Raw genomic sequence first — 20,350 nt, 5'->3', positions numbered from 1 at the left:
TCGGGAAATATTAATATTCAAGGAACTACATATTTTAAAAATACCTCTAGTTTAACCATAAATGCACGTTTTAATAACAACTCGAATTCGGTTTATGTTAATTGTGGCACATTTACCACCTCGGGTTTTAACCTTCAAGGGGGTAAAATTTATAATATTGGATCTTTTACGGCTACTGGGAATATCAATTTTGGTTCCAGTACAGCCTTTTTTGAAAATTACGGTAGCTTTAACGGAGCAGGTATCCAATTGGGAGGTGGGTCTTCTTACGTATACAACAGCGGAAATTTCACACTAACAAGTACCTTTCAAAATGATGGAAATCTTCGAGGTCCTGCATCAGGTACTAATTATGGTAGATTTGTTATTAACGGAAAGTCGTCAATTAATAATGGAACTGTAACAGGTAGATTAAATTTAATTAATGGTTCTAATGCCAATTCTAACGCTTCCACTATGTTTAATAATGGAATTAATGTGGCCTCAACGGTAGTTTTTGGAGCTTGTTCAGCATGTACGGTAGTTACAACGGGCGCTGTTTGCCTCAATCCTGATGGTAGTATGCCCATTACTGTGGATGCTGTTGCAGATAACCTAACGAGTACTGCTAATGGAGGTACTACAACTTCGGTATTTGCAAATGATGTTTACAACGGTGGCACTGCAGGTTCAGTTAATTCAACCAACGTAAATTTAGCTCAAGTGGGTACTTGGCCAGCTGGTTTTACATTAAATGCCAACGGAACGATTAGTGTCGCTTCGGGAACACCAGCTTCAAGTTATAATTTAGAATATCGAATTTGTGCACAATTGGCTCCAACTAGTTGCGATAATGCAATTGCAACAGTAATCGTTTCACCAACGGTTGATGCAGTTGCAGACAGTTTTTCAGCTACTGGAAGTCAAGCAGTAACCGGAATAGCGAATATAGGAAATGTCTTAGCAAATGATACCTTTAATGCCGGAGCTGCAGGATCGGCTACTACTAATAATGTTGCAATATCAGTTACGACCGCTGCAACACCAGCTTACGTTGGCGCTCCAATTCCTGCATTAAATACAACTACTGGGGTAGTTTCTATTCCAACAGGAACACCAGCAGGAACGTATACCATCACGTACCAATTATGCGAAAAAATTTCTGGTACACAATGTGATAGTGCTTCAACGACAATTACAGTTGCTGCACCTGCGATGTCTGTTTCATCAGATAATTTAACTACTCCAGCTGATGGAAGCACTACTATTTCCCTTTTGTCAAATGATACCTTTAATGGAGGAGCTGCAGGATCTGCAACGCCGGATAATGTAACGGTAGCCAAAGAAGGAGTTTGGCCGATTGGAATTACCTTAAACCCCGATGGAACACTTACAGTAGCCCAAGGAACCCAAGCTTCAACGCATGTCTTGGATTATAAAATATGTGATAAGTTGAATCCTGCAAATTGCATGAATGCAGTAGCAACAATAACAATTATCAATTGCTTTCAGCCAGTAGCTCTAGATCCAGATGCAGGATCCAGTCTTGACACCGCAACCGGTATTACTTCTTTAAATAGAGCGGGAACGGCAAGCAAATGGCCAGCGGTTAGAAAAAGTGGTTGGATTGTTTTGGAAGCAAAAACCAAAGGATTTGTTTTAAACAGGGTTCGTTTTAATGCCAGTAACCAACCAGTTGCAGCAGATGGAAGTACTCCTGTAATTTCAGCACCGGTTGAGGGTATGATGGTTTACGACATTACAAATAATTGTTTGAAAGTGTACACGACTACTGATGGTGTAAGCTTTGCTTGGTATTGTATGGAAACACAATCTTGCCAGTAATAATTTATTCAAAGAATACTTCAAAACGGGATTAAACTTTTAGAAATTAAAATTTTTTTAAAAAATGAAAAAAATATTTATTGTACTATTCACGATGGTATCGTCACTCGGATTTTCGCAATGGGCCATAGGGAAGAAATTAGTTACAAACACCGATGTCAGTTTGGAGTTTGCCGAAGGTAACAGAGGTATCATTTTACCATGGGTTGATTCAGAAGCTGCCGTATCAGATGCCGTTCCGGGAACAATTATTTATGATGTTACAGACAAGAAAGTAAAAGTGAAGCAAGGTGCTGCCTGGAGGGATTTAAGCATTCGTACCGGTGTAGTAGATGCTTCTATTCAAGACGGGGTAGCAGAAAGCAGCAATGCCAAAGTAATTATTGGCAATAGTGCCTCTAATTTAACCCCAGGAATTTTGGTACTAGCCGACAGCGACAAAGCGATGATTTTACCAAAAATGGAAAGCCCTCATCTCAACATTGTCAATCCCGAAGCGGGTATGATGGCATACGACACGTTATCGCACCAACTGGCTGTTTTTAATGGAGAAGTTTGGACTTTTTGGAAACCATAAGCACTAAAATGAATAAACTAAAAAGCTGTTTTGCGTAAAGTAGAACAGCTTTTTTTGCTAGAATAAAAACAGGAAGGCAATAGGAATTTTCAAAATGTAAGCTAAGGCTTTTGACCAAACTTCAGCATTGATTTCAGTACAGTCAGATGGGATTTTGTACCTTCGCAACTGCAATTGTGTATTAGTATGAATTCATTCTTAAAAATCGGGCACCGAGGAGCAAAAGGTTACGAACCCGAAAACACATTAGTTTCTTTCGAAAAAGCTTTGGAAATGAACGCCGATGGAATCGAGTTGGACGTTCATACTTGTAAATCCGGCGAACTTATCGTGATACATGATTTTACGGTTGATCGAACTACGAATGGAAAGGGAGCCGTTTCTGATTTAACGTTATCTGAATTGAAAGTGTTGCGAATCAATGCGACTTTTCAGGTACCAACTTTGGAGGAAGTATTGACGCTTTTTACCAAAAATCATTTGATAAATATTGAATTGAAAGGCACAAATACCGCCCAAAAAGTGTGCGAATGCATCAGTAAATGGGTTAAAGAAAACCGATTGCTCTACCAAAATTTTATAGTTTCGAGTTTTGAGGAGCAACTCATTGCTCAAGTAGCCGAAATAAATGCTAAAATTCCGTTAGGCATTCTTACACAAACCAGCATGGAGCAGGCTTTGGAGTGGGCAAATCGATACGCTGCAAAAGCTATTCATCCACATTTTAGTTTATTAACCCCAGAAAATGTAGCTTTGACCCGCAAAAAAGGGTATCAAATTTTCACGTGGACGGTCAATGAGCCGGTGGATATTGAACGTGTAAAAGACTTGGGTGTCAACGGAATTATAACGGATTATTTAGATCGAATATGAGTCAGCATTTTGATGTAATATGTGTGGGAGGTGGAGCAGCTGGATTTTTTACGGCAATCAATATTGCGGAGAAAAACCCAAAGTTGAAAGTCGCCATTTTGGAACGGGGCAAAGAAGTACTGACCAAAGTTCGCATTTCGGGTGGCGGACGATGCAATGTAACGCACGCTTGCTTTGATCCCAACGAATTGGTAAAGTTTTATCCGCGTGGAGAAAAAGAATTGAAAGGACCTTTTAATCAATTTTGTTCGGGAGATACGATTGAATGGTTTGAAAAACATGGCGTGGAATTGAAAATTGAGGAAGATGGAAGGATGTTTCCCGTTTCTAATTCTTCACAAACCATTATCGACTGTTTTATGAATGCAGCTTCGAAATCGGGAATTAAAATTTTGACCAGTCAGAGTGTACAATCGCTTTTTAAAGCCGAAGATTTCTGGAAAATAGATACGCAGCACGATAAATTTACGGCTACCAAATTGGTTTTATCCACCGGTAGTAATCCCAAAATGTGGGAAATGCTGGAAGGTTTAGGGCACAGCATTGTTCCGGCAGTTCCGTCGTTGTTTACCTTTAATATTACCGACAAGCGGATCAAAGAATTGCCTGGCGTTTCGGCTTTGGCTACGGTAAAAGTTAAAAATACCAAATTGGAAGCCACTGGACCTTTATTGGTCACGCATTGGGGGTTGAGTGGACCCGCCATTTTGAAACTTTCAGCTTGGGGTGCACGAATTTTGGCAGAGAAAAAATACCAGTTTGCCATCTCGGTCAATTGGTTGAACGATATGGATTTGGCGGAAGCCGAAGAATTACTCAAAAAGTTTAGACAAGAGGAGGCTAAAAAGCAGATAGCCAAAAGAGCACCCTTTGATTTTCCGAATCGATTGTGGGAAAGTATTGTGGTTCATTCAGGAATTCCTGCAGAAACCAAGTGGGCCGATTTATCCAAATTACAGATGAATAACTTGGCTGAACAACTCACAGAAGGTACTTACCAAGTAAGTGGGAAAAGCACATTTAAGGACGAATTTGTCACAGCAGGAGGCATTGACCTCAAAGAAATCAATTTTAAAACCATGCAAAGCAAATTGTTTGATAGTCTGTATTTTGCGGGAGAGGTTGTAAACATTGACGCCATCACAGGTGGATTTAATTTTCAGAATGCATGGACGAGTGGGTTTATTGTGAGTGAGGCAATTTTTTAAATATTTACTTGTTAATTTATGTTAATCGATTGATAATTAGTTTATATTTGGGATTTTAAAAACACAAATAAACTTTAAAAAGTCAATCATGAAGAACATTACTTTTTTAATATTCTCAATTTTTTGCTGTTTTGTTGGATATGCTCAGTTTCCTCAAAATTTTGAAGACGCTTCAGTTACAGTGCCTGATGGGTTTCCAGCGGGTTGGCTTGTTACCGACAATGGAGTGGGATCATCGACCAATTGGACGATTCAAAATAATGCATCCGTTGTAATCAACGGAACAAAATCGGCTTACATTAACCGTCAAGAAATTGGTCAGGGAAATACTTCTGAAGACTGGTTGATAAGTCCTGCAACGTTGGTCCCTGCTAATGGGGAACTTCGTTTTATGACGAAACAAACTATCACGGGTGATAACGGAACGATTTATCAAATACGAATTTCTACGGGAACTTCCCAAAATAATTTGGCTTCTTATATTGTTTTGCAACAATGGACAGAGAATCAATTGAACCCAATTTTCAACATTGCAGCTGAAAAAATAGTAGATTTTCCAGTTTCAACCATTGGGTCAAATGTATACATTGCTTTTGTGCGTGTTTATACCCAGCCCACTGGAGCTCTTGGTGGAGATCGTTGGATTATTGACGACATCAATGTGAAATCGAAATGTTTGACTCCTACAAACTTAATTGTAAATAATATAGCTGCTACAACTGCTACGTTAGGATGGGCAAGTTTAATAGGGTCGAATGGTTATGAAGTAGAACTTTTGCCTTCAAATATGACGCCTACTGGTGTGCCAACCTCTAGTTCTCTAACAAATTCAGTGCTGGCGACTGGATTAAGTCCCAATACTTGTTATAAATTTTATGTTCGTTCGATGTGTGGTGTTGGAAATTCTAGCGCTTGGGTGGGGCCTTATAACTTTTGCACGTATAAAATTGGGGCCAGTTGTGCCGATCCTATTGTAATTTCTAACTTGCCTTTTCAAACCAGTGACAACACAATTAATTTTGGCAATACGTTAAATGGACCACAACTTTCGAGTTGTATTCCTGGTACAATTAATTATCAGTCGGGTAACGATGTTTTTTACAGTTATACTGCCACAGCAACTACATCAGTGAGTTTTACATTAAATTCGACTCAAACTAGATCTTCGATGTTTATTTATCCAAGCTGTGCTGGAACTACTGGGGCTTGTTTAGCGGCAATAGGAAATACCACTAACAGTCCAAGAATTTTAAATTATGCAGTAACGCAAGGAAGTAGTTATATTATTATGATTTCTTCCAGTTTTCCAACCTCAACCATTGCCTATAATTTATTAATCCAAGAAGAAGCTTGTGCAAATAAGCCAACAAATTTATTGGTTTCAAATACTACGCAAACAGGAGCCAACTTGACTTGGACTGCACCTTTGGGAACGGTACTGGGTTATCAAATTGCGGTGCAACCACAAGGAAGCCCGATTCCGTCTGGTTCGGGACAATATACATCTGTTAATCCTGGCTTGGTTGTGAATGATTTAACCTCAGGTACTGCTTACCAATATTGGGTACGTTCAGAATGTGCTTCAGGTGAATTCAGTGCTTGGGCGGGACCATTTATTTTCAATACGCAATTATGTGGTGTAGTTGATCAATGCACTTATATTTTTAGAATGACGGATATAGCCAACAACGGATGGAATGGTGCAAGAATGCAAATTCGTCAAAACGGGGCTGTATTGCAAACAATTGGGAGTACATATAACGCAGGAGCTGGTCCAGTTGATGTTCCAGTAACGCTATGCTATGACTTACCTTTTGATATTTTTTGGAGTGTAGCCGGAACGCAACCCCAACAATGTATTGTTTCTGTTGTAAATTCTTTTGGACAAACAGTCGCAACGATTAACGGAGATTCTTCAACAGTTAACAGTGTCATTTATAGCAGTATTGTTGATTGTGAGGTTCCTTTGTGTAATGTTGCTCCAACCAATGTAAGCGTAAATGCAATTACTTTTAATGGAGCAACAATAAATTGGAATGCCGCAGGAACTGAAAATGTAGGTTATGATATTTATATAGTTGCGGCAGGTGCTCCACAACCTACAGCATCTACAACGCCAAGTTATTCAGGTATGAATGGAAGTTCGGCACCTTTTTTATTCAATATTCCTACTCCAAATAGTTTACTTGCAGATACCTTTTATGATGTTTATGTTAGAGTTCAGTGTGATCCAGAAGACTCACCTTGGTCCGTGGCTTATACTTTTAAAACTGAAATTTCTTGTCCGCAACCCGCTAACCAAACGGTGTCTAGCATTGAATTAAATTCGGCAGAATTGGGATGGACGGAAGTCGCTTCTGCAACACAGTGGGAAGTATTACTTTTAGCAGCTCCAAATGGGATGGAGCCTCAATTTCCATTATCAAATCCAATACTTGGGCCAAACGATTTCTTATTTACTAATCTTACTACAGCTTCTACTACCATAAGTACGTTGCAATCTGCTACAATGTATCATTTTTATGTACGTTCAGTTTGTCAGTCTGAAAATGACAAAAGTCTGTGGACAGGACCTTTTATTTTTAGCACAAATACTTGCATCATCCCCTCGGAAGTTGCTGTTTCTCAAACGACAATGACGAGTGCAAATCTTACTTGGGTAGAGGGATTGCCATCACACAATGCATGGGAAATATTAGTAATGCCGTTAACGAGTGCAGCCGCTCCCGCTACACTTCCGGAGGCAAACCCTGTGTTAGAAAACGGCGCCTATATCCTTCCAGTTACAGGAAATCCTTCAACTGTGCTTACTAATCTTACGGCTGCCACGAATTACATCTGTTATATCAGAACGGTCTGTACGAATACAGCAAAAAGCGATTGGACGGCTTCACAATTGTTCAGCACTTTAGTATGCAGCACATCTGAAACCTGTACCTATAAATTTTTACTTTCAAACACTACTAATAACAATTGGAACGGAGGAAGAATCCAAGTACGACAAAATGGAGTGGTAGTTGCTACTTTGGGCACAGGCGGCGTTAATAATCCAAATGGAATTTCGGTACAAATTTGTAATAACGCTCCTTTTGATTTGTATTGGAGTGAAGCCGGTGCTTTGCCTCAAGAAATAGGAGTAGCCATCATAAACCCTTTTCAAGATATTATTTATACAAAACTTCCCGGACAAGGAACGCCTTTATCCGTCTTGTTTGCCGATACTACGTTAGAAAATTGCACACCACCCACTTGCCCTAAGCCAACCAATTTATTAGTCAATACGGTTTCTCCAGCTTCAGCACTTTTGAGCTGGACAGAAGTAGGCAGTGCAACCCAGTGGGAAGTTTATGTAACAGAAGAAGGAGCTGCAGCACCAGTTAACGGAGCGCCTTTAATGACGGGAGTGAATAATTATTATTTGGCCAACGCCAATACTAATTTTTCAATAACAGGTTTAACGCCAAGTACAAAATATTCGTATTATGTTCGTGCCATTTGTTCGGCGAGTGACATTAGTACTTGGACAATTTTAAATCCTGCAACATTTATAACCAAGCCATTGAATGACGAGTGTGCCAATGCAATTTCTGTTCCTGTAAATCCTACACCAGAAATTTTACAAACGGTTTCAGGAAACACATTAGGTGGAACGGCTTCTGCCGAAATTTCTACTTGCCCTGGAAGTGAAAATGATGATGTGTGGTTTAGTTTTGTAGCTACAAATGCTTTTCATATTATCAAATTAAATAATATTGTTGGGACAACCACTGCTATTCGATTTGCAGTTTATTCAGGAGCTGACTGTTCCACGATGACACAACTTTTTTGTAGTGCTACGAATGTCAATACCGGAGTATTAAACAACTTTGTGATTGGTCAAATGTATAAAATCAGAGTGTATACAAACGGAAATAATGTAAATCAATCGGCTACGTTTGATCTCAGTATTTCAACCCCTCTTCCCGTACCTAACGACGAATGTGTCAATGCAATTCCTTTGCTAATAAATACTGGTATAGATTGTGCTCAAACGGTAACAGCCTCTCTAACTGGAGCTACTGCTTCTTCGCAAACAAGTACTTGTCCAGGTGCTGAAGATGATGACATATGGTATAGTTTTGTAGCTACAAGTCCCTCACATGTTATTACCTTTCAAAATATTGTGGGAACTGCAACAGCTTTGAACAGTTCATTGCATTCTGGTGATTGTGAAAGTTTAACTTTTATTTCTTGCAACAGTACCAATCAAACTGTGTTACAAAATTTAATAATTGGAACGACTTATAAATTACGTGTTTGGTCAAACTCACTATTCGCAGAAGATATTCAGTTTACGATATGTCTGGGAACTGTGGCGCCACCCATTATTGCAAATACTACACAATATACTGTGCCGCAATTGGTAAATGAAGTTTTAATTAATAACCCTTGTAGCACGATTGCCAATATTACTTGGTCAACGGGAACCACTGATGCAACAAATGGTATTGGTTATTTTAACAAAGGACTTTCTGGTTTTCCTTTTGAGCAGGGAATTATTCTTTCAACAGGTAACGCAGCAGCAGTAGTAGGGCCAAATACTACCATTCTTTCGGGTGGTGGTGCAGGTGGCGATGCAGATTTGTCGGCTATTTTAGCAGCACAAACTCCTCCAGTAACGGGAACATTGAACAATGCTACTAAATTAGAATTTGATTTTGTTGCAGTAACCGATCAAATAAATTTTAACTTTTTGTTTGCGTCAGAAGAATATGGAACGTTTCAATGCGGATTTAGCGATGCTTTTGCTTTTATTTTAACTAATTTAACAACAGGAACACCACCCGTAAATTTAGCGGTGCTTCCTGGTACAAACGTCCCTGTGACTATTTTTAATATTAGAGACAGTCAATACAATACCAGTTGTCCCTCAAGTAACTTGGCTTATTTTGGAAATTATTATGCCAATCCAACGGGGGTGCTGGCCGCTCCTATCAATTTCAACGGAATTACTGTTCCAATGACCGCTGGTGCAACTGTAATTCCGGGAAATTCATATCATATCAAGATGGTCATTGCTGATTACAACGATACGGCGTATGATTCTGCGGTATTTTTGCAAGGCGGAAGTTTTAATCCTGGAGAAGAAAATTGCTTAGATCGTATAAAATTAGTCGCATTTCATGACACTAATAATAATGGCATTAAAGAAGAGTCGGAAGCGAATTTTACATACGGAGCTTTCCAATACCTATTAAACGATGAGGGAGCTATTCATAATTTATCTTCGCCCATAGGAACATCCCTTGTTTTTGACCAAAATCCGACAAATAGCTATGATTTTACGTTCAACGTGCACCCTGAATATGCAACTTATTTTTCGGCTGGTACAACGAGTTACAACAATATTAGTATTGCAGTAGGAAGTGGTACACAAACTTTATATTTCCCCATTTCGCAAACACAAGGATACAATGATGTTACGGTTTCACTCATACCTGTGGGTCAGCCGGTGGCAGGATTTACTTATTTGAATAAAGTAGTGTACCAAAATTTAGGAACAGCTGTGACTTCCGGTATGATTACTTACACCAAAGACGATGCGGTAACTGTTTCTGTTGCAGAAAGTGGTGTTGCAATGACACCAACTGGTTTTACATACAATTTTGCAAACTTAGCACCTTTCGAAACACGTTCGTTTGATATTGCTTTGGATGTTCCGTCGATTCCGGTAACCAATATTGGAGATATTTTATCCAGTAGCGTTCAGATTTCGGCACCCATCAACGACATCAATACAGACAATAACACGTTTGGTATTTTACAAACCGTTGTCGCTTCTTACGATCCAAATGATAAAATGGAAGCCCACGGCGAAAAGTTGGATTTCAACACGTTTACGCAAAATGATTATTTATTTTACACAATCCGTTTTCAAAACACGGGAACGACCAATGCCATCAATATCCGAATTGAAGATGTACTTGATGCACAATTGGACGAAGAAAGTTTGCGAATGGTAAGTGCCAGTCATTATTATCAGTTGGAACGCGTAGGCAATCAATTGGTTTGGAAATTCCCAGGAATCAACCTTCCAAGTCTGATTCAAGACGAAGCCTTGAGTAACGGTTATTTGACTTTCAAAATTAAAGTAAAACCAGGCTTTCAGGTGGGAGACATCATTCCGAACTTTGCTGAAATTTATTTCGACACCAATCCGCCTATTATTACGAACACCTTTATGTCGGAGTTTGAAATTAGTTTGAACACAAAATTGTTTTCAATCAATAATATTCTGTTGTATCCAAATCCTACAAAATCCCTTTTGAACGTGAGTTTGAAAGACACCAATGAGAGTTTGGCAAAAATCACTATTTATGATATGATTGGTAAAACCATTCAAACCGTTTCGGGTAACAGTCTACAACAAATTGCGATCAATGTGGGTAATTTGTCTACCGGAGTGTACATGATAGAAATTACAACGGATTCCAATTTAAAACAAACCAGAAAGTTTATTGTAGAATAAAGTGGTGAAGAATTGATTCAAGAAATCCCGATTGCGGTTGCAGTCGGGATTTTTTTTTGAAAGTGGTTATTTCAGATATAAGAGCAAAGTCTAAAAAATTATTTTAATAAATTTACGTCAAGATTGGTGGCAATAAGAATAGAATTTTAGATTTCTAAATCAGCAAGGAATAAATTAAAATGGGATAACTATAAATTAAAATGAGGAAGGTATATTTCTAGATAGGAAAGCTATATTTCTAAATTAGTAAGAGGTATTTCTAAATTTGGACTGTATCTATTTAGATTGTATATCAATACATCTAAATGGTATAGGTAAATATCTAAATGGGGACAGTGTATTTACATTTGGGGATGCTGAAATTCTTTCCAATAAGCTGTGTTTGATTTTTTGATAATTGTGTGGTTTGTTAGTAATTGGTGAAGTTGGATTTGGACATACGTATAAATAAAAAGACTTATTGTTTGGGCAATAAGTCTTTTTGTTTTGGGGTTATGTGATAAGCGTATTTATTATTTTTTTGTGAATTTTATGCCGCTTATTTGTTTGAATTGAGGGCTTGTGGCACCAAAAACTGATTTGACATATTTTTTTACTTCTGCGGCTGTTTCTGCAATACTGTTTTCGCTTTGGTACAATACTTCGTCTCGTGATATTCGGGCGTTGCTTACGCTAGTATATGCTTTTGCTACTTCCTTATTTTTTAATTTAAGCTTGGCGATAGTGGCTTGCACTGTGGCTAGTTTTAAGTCTGTTTCGTTGGGTGTGTAGCTTGGCTCTTGCTCTAAAACCGATTTTAAACCTGAAAAGTGTTCAATGAGCTGGTCGTAGGACTGCTGACTTGTTGAAATTGATTTAGGTGCTTCTGCTTGTGGATCTATTGGGCTTTGTGTTGAAGAAGCTCTTTTGCCTTGCATCTTGCGGTTAAAACCCTTGGCATCATTCATAGTTGCGGTTGATGCTTCTGTTGTGGCTAAAGCGTTGACTAGCCTTGTAGATAAGCCTTTAAGGCCGCTAAATGACTCGCTGCGTTCATTGACCTTGGTGTTGTAGTTTGTGTTTTTTTTGAGTACGTCCGACAATGCTTCTTCGGCGGTAGATTTTAAAGTTAGTAGTTGAGGAAGTTTTAGAATGTTTTTGGATGGGTTATAGGTTGCACCATATCCTGTAACAAACTCAATTAATACTTGGAAATTGGACACATTCTTGGCGTGTCCTGACTCAGCTGTTGATGCCATATTAAAATTGTTAAGGTGTTGATAATACCTCAAAAATAATAAAAAAATGATTTCAATGTGTTATTGGTGTTAAAATTTGTAGCTCATTATTTATAGAAATTTTGGGGGTGGGAGGAAATATGGACTGTTACGGGATGATTTTGTCATAATTTTTATAAAAAGTCCTGATTGTTGTTGTAGCAGTCGGGATTTTTTTTGGTATTTTCGTTTTACGGTAACTTTAGCGATGTATTAGATGATACCCGAGAACTACACAAACCGCAAAAAAACTATAAATTACACTTTGTCGAACATTAAAAACCATAAAAGATTTTCACTTTAAAGACTATCTTTACGACCTAAACATTATTTGAATACAATGAATTTAATAGAACTCGGAATTGAAAAGGGATTAATAAAATTTGATGATGAAAGAGATTTTATAACATACATTCATCAAAACAAAAAACGTAATTACAACAATCCCGAAGAAAAAGTTCAAGCGGAAACCTTTTTAAACTTAGTATTAATTTATGGGTATTCCGTAAAAAGGATAAAACAATTTGTTTCTGTCCAAATGGGGGCAGAAACCAAAGAAGCGGATATAATTGTTTACAACGATGATGAGTGTCACAGCACTCATATTGTAGTCGAGTGCAAAAAAGAAGAATTAACTGACCAGCAATTTAACACAGCTGTTGACCAAGCATACAGTTATGCGGTTGCCGAAGGTGCAAAATATGTTTGGACAACATCAAGAATTAAAAATCAGTACTACGAAGTTCCAACCGAAAGACCCAAAAGCAGAATTGAAATTCCAGACATTCCGCAATTTGGTATCGACAAATTGGCTCCATATAAATACGTAAAAGGTGGTTTTTCACAAATAGAACAAGAATTTAATCAAGTTGCAGAACCATCTGCAAACGTAACACAAAAGTTTTTTGAACTTCAAGTAGTTTCAGAAAGCGAACTTACCAAAATTTTCATCCAATCTCATCAAGCTCTTTGGGGCGGGGGTTCAAGAAATCCAAGTGAAGCATTTGACGAATTAGACAAACTTATTTTCTGCAAAATTTGGGACGAAAAACATCCACGAAAAAACGGAGAACCTTATGATTTTCAAATTTTTAGAGACGAAAAACCCGAAGATTTACTAATTCGTATAAAAAAAATATATGCTATTGGCGAGAAAGAAGCACCCGAAGTTTTCTCTGAAGGTCTAAAACTTACCGACAACGAAACAGTAACAATTGTAAAATATTTTCAGAGAATAAATCTTAATAAAACTGACCTTGATAGCAAAGGCAAAGCCTTTGAAACATTTATGGGTTCGTTTTTTAGAGGAGAATTTGGACAATATTTTACACCTCGACCTATAGTAAAATTCATCGTCGACAGTTTACCAATCAATCACAAATCAAGAGTTCTTGACACTTCCTGCGGAAGTGGCGGTTTTCTTTTGCACGCTCTTGACAAAGTTCGAAAGCAAGCCGATGAGTATTTCGACCCAATCAAAGAGGAAAAAGACCACCACAAACATTGGCACAACTTTGCCGAAAAAAATCTTTTCGGAATTGAAATAAACAATCAAATTGCACGAACTGCCAAAATGAATATGATTATTCACGACGACGGACACACAAACGTTATTGCTTGTGATGGACTTTTTGGTGGCGATTACATCGAACCAAAATCGTCAGAAACCAAAGAGGAATTTGAAAAACGAGAAGCACACAACCGCAACACCATTCAAGGTTTTACAGGTCATAAAGATTTCCGTTACAATTCTTTCGATTTTATTGTAACCAATCCCCCTTTTGGAAGTTCAGTAAAACAAACCGAAAAAGCCTATTTAGGTTTGTATCAGTTGGGTAACAAAGAAACCGATTGGTTAGATATTAAATCCGAAATTAACAAAATCACAAAACGTGATAGCCAATCTACGGAAGTACTTTTTATCGAGCAATGTCATAAATTTCTAGTTGAAGGCGGGTATCTTGCCGTAGTTATTCCAGACGGTATTCTGACAAACAGCTCTATGCAATATGTGCGAGATAATATCGAAGAAACTTTTCGCATTGTGGCAATTGTTTCAATGCCACAAACTGCATTTAGTGCTACAGGTGCTGGTGTGAAAAGTTCGGTTATGTTTTTGCGAAAACACCAAACCAAACAAACCCAAAAAATAAACAACCAAAAAAACAAACTTAAAATCGACCTAAAAGCCGAAAACGACTTTGTAAAAAATGTAGAACATTTCGAGAAAACAAAAAACCTTGCCATCAAAGAATTAGAACGACAAGCAAAACTACACAACCCAAACTTTAACAAAGCAGATCTAAACGCGTTCATAAAAAACGATAAAATTAAATTACAACAAACTTGCACAGAACAAATCAATTTGTTGAAAGACGAAATGACCGAAAGATATTATACCAAAAAACAAAACATCTTAGACGACTACCCCATTTTTATGGCAATTGCCGAAGATATTGGTTATGATGCTACAGGACGAAACACCAACAATAACGAACTTGTAGAAATTGGTTCAGAGTTAGAAAAATTTATAGTACACATTAATAACACTGAAAAATAATGAGTACCTACAAACTAACAAACAATAAACTTAATCCAAACCGAGTATTTATTTTACAAAAAAGTGAAATAGACAAACGTTTTGACCCTAATTCATATCGTGTCGAAATTCGAAATGTAATTCAAGGCTTAAAAAAATCAGGTAATAAGCTTGAAAATTTAAAATTTGTTTCAAATTTCAATAAAAATTTAGTCAAAGAAATACCTTTAGATTTACCATATGTAGGTCTTGAAAACATAGAAAGTAATACAGGAACTTATATTTCAACAACTGAAAAAGAAAGTATTAGCAGTGCAATAATATTTAAAAAAGGGCAAGTTTTATTCCCAAAATTAAGACCTTATCTAAACAAAGTTTATTATACAGAATTTGATGGCGTATGTTCAACGGAATTTCACGTTTTAGATAGTAAAATTGTAAGTAATGAATATTTAGCAAACTTTTTAAGAACAAATATTGTTGTTAATCAAACTAAATTTTTAATGTCTGGGAATACTTTACCTCGATTACAAACTGAAGATATTGAACGTTTACTAATTCCAATTCTAAAGCCAGAAGAAGAAAATAAAATAAACTTCATAATGCAAAAAGTTTATGAACAAAAAAAACAAAACGAAGCCGAAGCAGAAAAACTATTAGCAAGTATAGATGATTATTTGTTAAACGAGTTAGGTGTAATATTACCAATTCAGAAAGAAAACACTTTGCAAAGTAGAATGTTCACAACTTCATTAAAGGAGTTATCAAGTAGTCGTTTTGATCCAAATTTTCATAGAATTTATTTTAAAGATGTATTTAATTCATTTGAAAATGGAAAGTATGAATACTCTGTAATTAAAAATCACACAAGTTTTCAACCAGGTTACGCTTTTAAATCAACAGATTATGTTGATGATTCAAATTGTATTCTCATTACAATTAAAAACATTCGTCAAAATCAAATAGACATTAAAAATACTACTTATTTACCCGATGAGTTTTATGAAATTTATGAGGATTTCCAAATAAAGAAAGATGATTTGTTGATAGCAATGACAGGGGCAACCATTGGTAAAGTTGGAATTTATGACCTTGACGAAAAATCATTATTAAATCAAAGAAATGGCATTATTAAAACTACTAATATTAATTCTATCTATTTAATGAACTTATTGAATTTAAAGGTATTTCAAAGTATTATTTTAAGAAATTCAAACGGCGGAGCACAACCAAACATAAGCGAAACTGATATTATGAAAATTAAAATACCGGTACCACCATTAGAAAAACAAATAGAAATAGCCAATCACATTTCAGCAATTCGCCAACAAGCCCAAGCACTTAAAGACAAATCAAAACTTGCGTTACAACAAGCCAATATAGAAATAGAAAATTTACTTTTAAACTAAAATAGTATGCCAATTAAAAAAAAAATGGAGAGTGGTAAACTTGCCGGGCCAGGAAACGTGCTACCACACCAATACATCATATCAGATTTAATTTTTTATGCTCGAAAAAAACTAAAAAATTCAGAGTATAAAGTATTATCCGAAATTTCAATTAGTCAAATCGGTACATTATATAATGACAAAAAATTTACTGCAAACCATAATATCGATTTTGTTATCTTCGATGCTAAAACCTTAAAAATAGTTTTTATTGCAGAAGTTGAGCGAACAGACAGAGGAAAAAATCAAACGCTTAAAAAACTAAAAGAGTGTTTAACTCACATTCCAACAATCAAAGAAGCCTATACAATAAGTTTTGATGTAAACCTCAAAACAATCATTTTACGTTATGAAATTGTAAAAGGTAAATTGGAAGTAGTTTCCACTTCTTCCGACAGCGCTTTTTTGGGATATAATCTTAAAAGAAGTTTTGTCAGTCTTAACTACTAAATTTCTGATGTAGGTACAATATTCTCAAAATCGAAAAATAATCAAAACAGTTTCAGGAAATAACGCTCAACAAGTAAGCATTCCGGTGAACGATTTGGCTACAGGGGTTTATTTGATTGAAATTACCACTGAAACCAATTTGAAACAAATACGAAAATTGATTATAAAATAAAGCAGAAATTGTTTTTATACAAGTCCCGATTGTTGTTATAAGCAGTCGGGATTTTTTTGTTGAGTTTACAGCCGTACATCTTTGGCAGATTGTTATGATAGTAAATAATGATTCTTCGCTAATTTTGTAAGATGAAAAATATTTCCCTTTCGATATTAGATTTAGTTGTGGTAAAACAAGGCGGTACGGCATTAACTGCCATTCAGGAAACCGTTCGTTTGGCAAAACACGCCGAGCATTTGGGTTTCGAACGATTTTGGATGTCGGAACACCACAATATGGAACACATCGCTTCGGCAGCGACTTCTTTATTAATCGGTCACGTTGCTGAGCAAACCAATAAAATTCGTGTAGGTTCAGGCGGAATAATGTTGCCCAATCACAGTCCGCTGGTCATTGCCGAGCAGTTTGGCACTTTGGCAACATTGTATCCCAACCGCATTGATTTGGGATTGGGACGCGCTCCCGGAACCGATCAAAATACGGCAATGGCTTTACGCCGAAATGCAAGAGATACTTCGCATGCTTTTCCTTCGGATGTACAACAATTACAGAAGTATTTTTGTTTAGAAAACAGTTCGGCAACGGTTCGGGCATTTCCTGCCGAAGGTTTAGAGGTGCCGCTGTGGATATTGGGTTCCAGTACCGATAGTGCTTATTTAGCCGCCCAAATGGGTTTGCCGTATGCGTTTGCTGCTCATTTTGCACCGGCACAATTTAGACCTGCTATTGCCATTTATCGTAATAACTTCCGTCCTTCCAAACAATTGAAAAAACCGTATGTTATGGCTTGTGTAAATGTGATTGGTGCTGCAACCGATGAGGAGGCACAATTCCAAGCTACAAGTTTGGTACGGATGTTTACTGGAATTGTAACCAATGCACGAAGTCCGCTTCAATCGCCTGGGACTTTACCCGATTCGTATCAAATTCCTGAAGTACGAGCGATGGTCGAAAATATGTTGGCTTGTACTTTTATTGGCAACAAAAGAACCTTACAAAAAAATCTTTCTGGGTTTATTGATGCTACGAAAATTGACGAATTGATGGTAACGAATTATTTATTTGATGAGGTCAAGAGGTTTGAATCTTTGGAAATTTTGAAAGAAGTTGTGTCTGAAAACGCTGTGTATGATGTATAGATGTTTTTTTTGACAATTTTTCATTAAAAGTTTCTTTTTGGATTTCAACTGTGGGAACTCATAATTAAACATTTCTTAAAAAAAACACATATCTTTTAATGAAATGACATTTTAAATACAGTATATTTGTAGTAAATAATTAATAATTAGATTTTTATCTAAATAACGTTAATCTAAGTCATTTTACTATGAAGCAAAATCTACTCATACTGTTTATTTTTTTTTATTGGCATGTCCAGTATTTTCACAAGTTGGTATTGGTACTAATGCTCCCCATCGTTCGGCAGTTTTAGACATCTCTTCAGATAGCAAAGGATTACTAATACCCAGAATGACAACCTTTCAGCGTGATGTGATTCCTGATCCTGCAGAAGGTTTAGAGATTTTTTCAACATCATCGCAAACCAAATATTTTTTTAACGGCACCACTTGGCAAGAGTCTTTTTCTGAGAATTTCAATGCCTATTATCAAGTATATGAGTTTGGAAACCCTGGCGGAACGGGTCCACAATTATCAGCTATAAAAATGACTCCAGTGAGTCAGGTTTTTACATCTAACGATGCTACGTATGCTGAAGTTAGTGGAGTAGATGCTATCAAAATTTTAGAAAATGGTCTTTACACGATTGAGCTCACTGGTTTTATTTTGAGGGGAAGTTCTAATCCCAACCCCATTACTGGTAGGTATATTTTGAGAAAGGGCGGCAGTGATATCGCATCGTGTTATGAGTCAATTGGGCAGGTATATACAGTTAATAATGGGACAAATGTAGGTGTAACATTTCCACCGTTGTCTTTTCAAATTGGTGATAAACTCACAGTTTGGGGTCAAAACGTGGATGGAAGTGCACAGGGGATGAATCTTGTTTTTCTTGACACTATATTGTCAATTGTAAAAATCGTAAATAACTAAACACAAAACATATTTTGAAATCAAGTATAATTTTCGTCTTTCTGCTCTTTTCTGCAGTTGTATTTGGGCAAATAGGAATTGGAAATACAGAACCCGATCCATCGGCCATTATTGATATTAAGTCCAATCAAAAAGGCGTTTTATTACCTAGGATGAGTTCAGCACAACGCTTGGCAATTGTTAATCCTGCTAGTGGTTTGCAAGTTTATGACAATGACAGAAAATGTTTGATGATTTATAAAAGCGGTTCTTGGGACTGTTATCCAGGTGAACGGGAAATGACTTCCAGAATTGCGGCAATATTAACTTTTGATGATATTACAGGAATTGCGGGAGCGGATAATGCATCAAAAGCTTCGGGGGGTGTTACTATAACTTTTAACCCTGATGGAGTGGTTGAACATACAGGCTCTGGTGTTGTTCGTTTTCTCAAATCGGGCAAATTTGAAATTACGATGGTGGGAACAGTAAGTCGATTGGACGGAATAAATGTTGTACAGAGCGTATCTTTTGGAGAGGTATTGGGATTGAATGGCGCAAATTGTGTAAGAGAAGCGCCTGGATCTTATCCGTCCGACATCAATTACTTTTGCAAGAGCATACTAAATATTTATCAAGGTAATGAGTTTAATTTTTCGTATTACAAATATGGGCAAGGGAATCCGAATACAACGACTATTAGGGTTGTAGGACCGATGGTGATAATTAAATATATTGATTTGTTCTAATAGATACAATTGTGAAAAACACTAAAAAAATTATTCTAGCGGTTGTACTCATTTTAGGTGGAAACACAGCTTTTGCACAAGTAGGGATGAACACAAATACACCCCATCCAAGTGCGGTTCTCGACGTAAATGGTACGAATAAAGGAATTTTATTTCCAAGGATGACTACTGCTCAGAAATTAGCCATTGTTTCTCCTGCAAATGGATTGATGGTTTATGACACAGACGTTCATGCACATTATATTCATATTGATGGCGAATGGCTTTTACAAAAAAGTGAAGTCGTTATTCCAAATAGGGTGTTCTTAGTAGCACAACCTCTTGTAGCAGGTGGAGAAATTAATACGCCTACTGGTGGAGGTAGTGCAGAAACTGATAGTAATTCTAATTTTAGTCGTGTTGAGGTAACTATGGCCCCGGGCTTAGTATCTGGAGTAGAAGGAGCAGCTATTTTATCCTCTGGATTTCCGATGACTGTAGGAACATCAGGGACTTATTTACTAAAGATTAGTGGAAGATTTCGCAAAATACCTTCGAATGATTTGAACATGAAAACACGGCTGATACTTCGCGTTAATGGAATGGATGCTGTGTTCAATTCATAAGTGCAACAAACTTATTATTTAGAGTTTCAATTGGACTAAGATAATTGAATTTTCTAATAGGTCTGTTATTAATTGATAATTCTACTTGTTTAATTTTTTCATTAGTT

General features: G+C 36.9%; 13 protein-coding genes and 1 pseudogene. 13 read left to right on the top strand and 1 reads right to left on the bottom strand.

Going from position 1 to position 20,350, the window contains the following annotated elements:
* The 5 genes and pseudogenes from ACIQ2X_RS04775 to ACIQ2X_RS04755 form a co-directional block, all read left to right on the top strand.
* Positions 1-1,824: pseudogene (locus ACIQ2X_RS04775) on the top strand (hypothetical protein); the annotation flags it as partial.
* A gap of 64 nt (positions 1,825-1,888) precedes the next feature.
* A complete protein-coding gene (locus tag ACIQ2X_RS04770) occupies positions 1,889-2,401 on the top strand; it encodes a hypothetical protein (RefSeq protein WP_396177764.1) in 513 nt (170 codons plus the stop codon).
* A 186-nt stretch (positions 2,402-2,587) separates the two neighbouring features.
* Complete coding sequence (locus ACIQ2X_RS04765; RefSeq protein ID WP_396177763.1) at positions 2,588-3,274, top strand: glycerophosphodiester phosphodiesterase; 687 nt, start codon at positions 2,588-2,590, stop codon at positions 3,272-3,274.
* Positions 3,271-4,482, top strand: a complete 1,212-nt coding sequence (locus tag ACIQ2X_RS04760; protein WP_396177762.1) for an NAD(P)/FAD-dependent oxidoreductase — start codon at positions 3,271-3,273, stop codon at positions 4,480-4,482. The genes ACIQ2X_RS04765 and ACIQ2X_RS04760 overlap by 4 nt, the downstream gene beginning before the upstream one ends.
* An 88-nt stretch (positions 4,483-4,570) precedes the next feature.
* Entirely contained in the window at positions 4,571-10,990 is a 6,420-nt protein-coding gene (locus ACIQ2X_RS04755) for a choice-of-anchor L domain-containing protein (RefSeq protein ID WP_396177761.1), read from the top strand.
* A gap of 512 nt (positions 10,991-11,502) precedes the next feature.
* Here ACIQ2X_RS04755 and ACIQ2X_RS04750 read toward each other — a convergent pair.
* Positions 11,503-12,228 (bottom strand): hypothetical protein, encoded by a 726-nt coding sequence (locus ACIQ2X_RS04750; protein WP_396177760.1) that lies wholly within the window; start codon positions 12,226-12,228, stop codon positions 11,503-11,505.
* A gap of 358 nt (positions 12,229-12,586) precedes the next feature.
* Here ACIQ2X_RS04750 and ACIQ2X_RS04745 point away from each other — a divergent pair, with 358 nt between their 5' ends.
* The 8 genes from ACIQ2X_RS04745 (at position 12,587) to ACIQ2X_RS04710 (ending at position 20,243) form a co-directional block, all read left to right on the top strand.
* Positions 12,587-14,806, top strand: a complete 2,220-nt coding sequence (locus ACIQ2X_RS04745; RefSeq protein ID WP_396177759.1) for a restriction endonuclease subunit M — start codon at positions 12,587-12,589, stop codon at positions 14,804-14,806.
* Positions 14,806-16,194 (top strand): restriction endonuclease subunit S, encoded by a 1,389-nt coding sequence (locus ACIQ2X_RS04740; protein WP_396177758.1) that lies wholly within the window; start codon positions 14,806-14,808, stop codon positions 16,192-16,194. Before ACIQ2X_RS04745 ends, ACIQ2X_RS04740 begins: the two co-directional genes overlap by 1 nt.
* Before the next feature lie 6 nt (positions 16,195-16,200).
* Positions 16,201-16,683, top strand: coding sequence for a hypothetical protein (locus ACIQ2X_RS04735; protein WP_396177757.1), 483 nt, complete (start codon positions 16,201-16,203; stop codon positions 16,681-16,683).
* Between the two features lie 37 nt (positions 16,684-16,720).
* Positions 16,721-16,855: a T9SS type A sorting domain-containing protein gene (locus tag ACIQ2X_RS04730; RefSeq protein WP_396177765.1), complete on the top strand. Its 135-nt coding sequence runs from the start codon at positions 16,721-16,723 to the stop codon at positions 16,853-16,855.
* Between the two features lie 131 nt (positions 16,856-16,986).
* Positions 16,987-17,997, top strand: coding sequence for an LLM class flavin-dependent oxidoreductase (locus ACIQ2X_RS04725; RefSeq protein WP_396177756.1), 1,011 nt, complete (start codon positions 16,987-16,989; stop codon positions 17,995-17,997).
* Between the two features lie 226 nt (positions 17,998-18,223).
* Entirely contained in the window at positions 18,224-18,910 is a 687-nt protein-coding gene (locus ACIQ2X_RS04720; RefSeq protein WP_396177755.1) for a hypothetical protein, read from the top strand.
* A 14-nt stretch (positions 18,911-18,924) separates the two neighbouring features.
* The gene (locus tag ACIQ2X_RS04715) at positions 18,925-19,638 is read left to right on the top strand and encodes a hypothetical protein (protein WP_396177754.1); all 714 of its coding nucleotides are present in this window, start codon (positions 18,925-18,927) and stop codon (positions 19,636-19,638) included.
* A gap of 11 nt (positions 19,639-19,649) precedes the next feature.
* Complete coding sequence (locus ACIQ2X_RS04710; protein ID WP_396177753.1) at positions 19,650-20,243, top strand: hypothetical protein; 594 nt, start codon at positions 19,650-19,652, stop codon at positions 20,241-20,243.
* Positions 20,244-20,350 lie beyond the last annotated feature (107 nt).

The organism is Flavobacterium sp. (assembly GCF_044368625.1).
GTDB lineage: Bacteria > Bacteroidota > Bacteroidia > Flavobacteriales > Flavobacteriaceae > Flavobacterium.
This window is presented reverse-complemented; position numbering and strand designations above follow the sequence as displayed.

Bases quoted from the DNA above. Each gene is read 5' to 3' on its own strand.
- ACIQ2X_RS04770 (WP_396177764.1), top strand. From the start codon at position 1,889: ATGAAAAAAATATTTATTGTACTATTCACGATGGTATCGTCACTCGGA.
- ACIQ2X_RS04765 (WP_396177763.1), top strand. From the start codon at position 2,588: ATGAATTCATTCTTAAAAATCGGGCACCGAGGAGCAAAAGGTTACGAA.
- ACIQ2X_RS04745 (WP_396177759.1), top strand. From the start codon at position 12,587: ATGAATTTAATAGAACTCGGAATTGAAAAGGGATTAATAAAATTTGAT.
- ACIQ2X_RS04755 (WP_396177761.1), top strand. From the start codon at position 4,571: ATGAAGAACATTACTTTTTTAATATTCTCAATTTTTTGCTGTTTTGTT.
- ACIQ2X_RS04725 (WP_396177756.1), top strand. From the start codon at position 16,987: ATGAAAAATATTTCCCTTTCGATATTAGATTTAGTTGTGGTAAAACAA.
- ACIQ2X_RS04750 (WP_396177760.1), bottom strand. From the start codon at position 12,228: ATGGCATCAACAGCTGAGTCAGGACACGCCAAGAATGTGTCCAATTTC.
- ACIQ2X_RS04735 (WP_396177757.1), top strand. From the start codon at position 16,201: ATGCCAATTAAAAAAAAAATGGAGAGTGGTAAACTTGCCGGGCCAGGA.
- ACIQ2X_RS04740 (WP_396177758.1), top strand. From the start codon at position 14,806: ATGAGTACCTACAAACTAACAAACAATAAACTTAATCCAAACCGAGTA.
- ACIQ2X_RS04760 (WP_396177762.1), top strand. From the start codon at position 3,271: ATGAGTCAGCATTTTGATGTAATATGTGTGGGAGGTGGAGCAGCTGGA.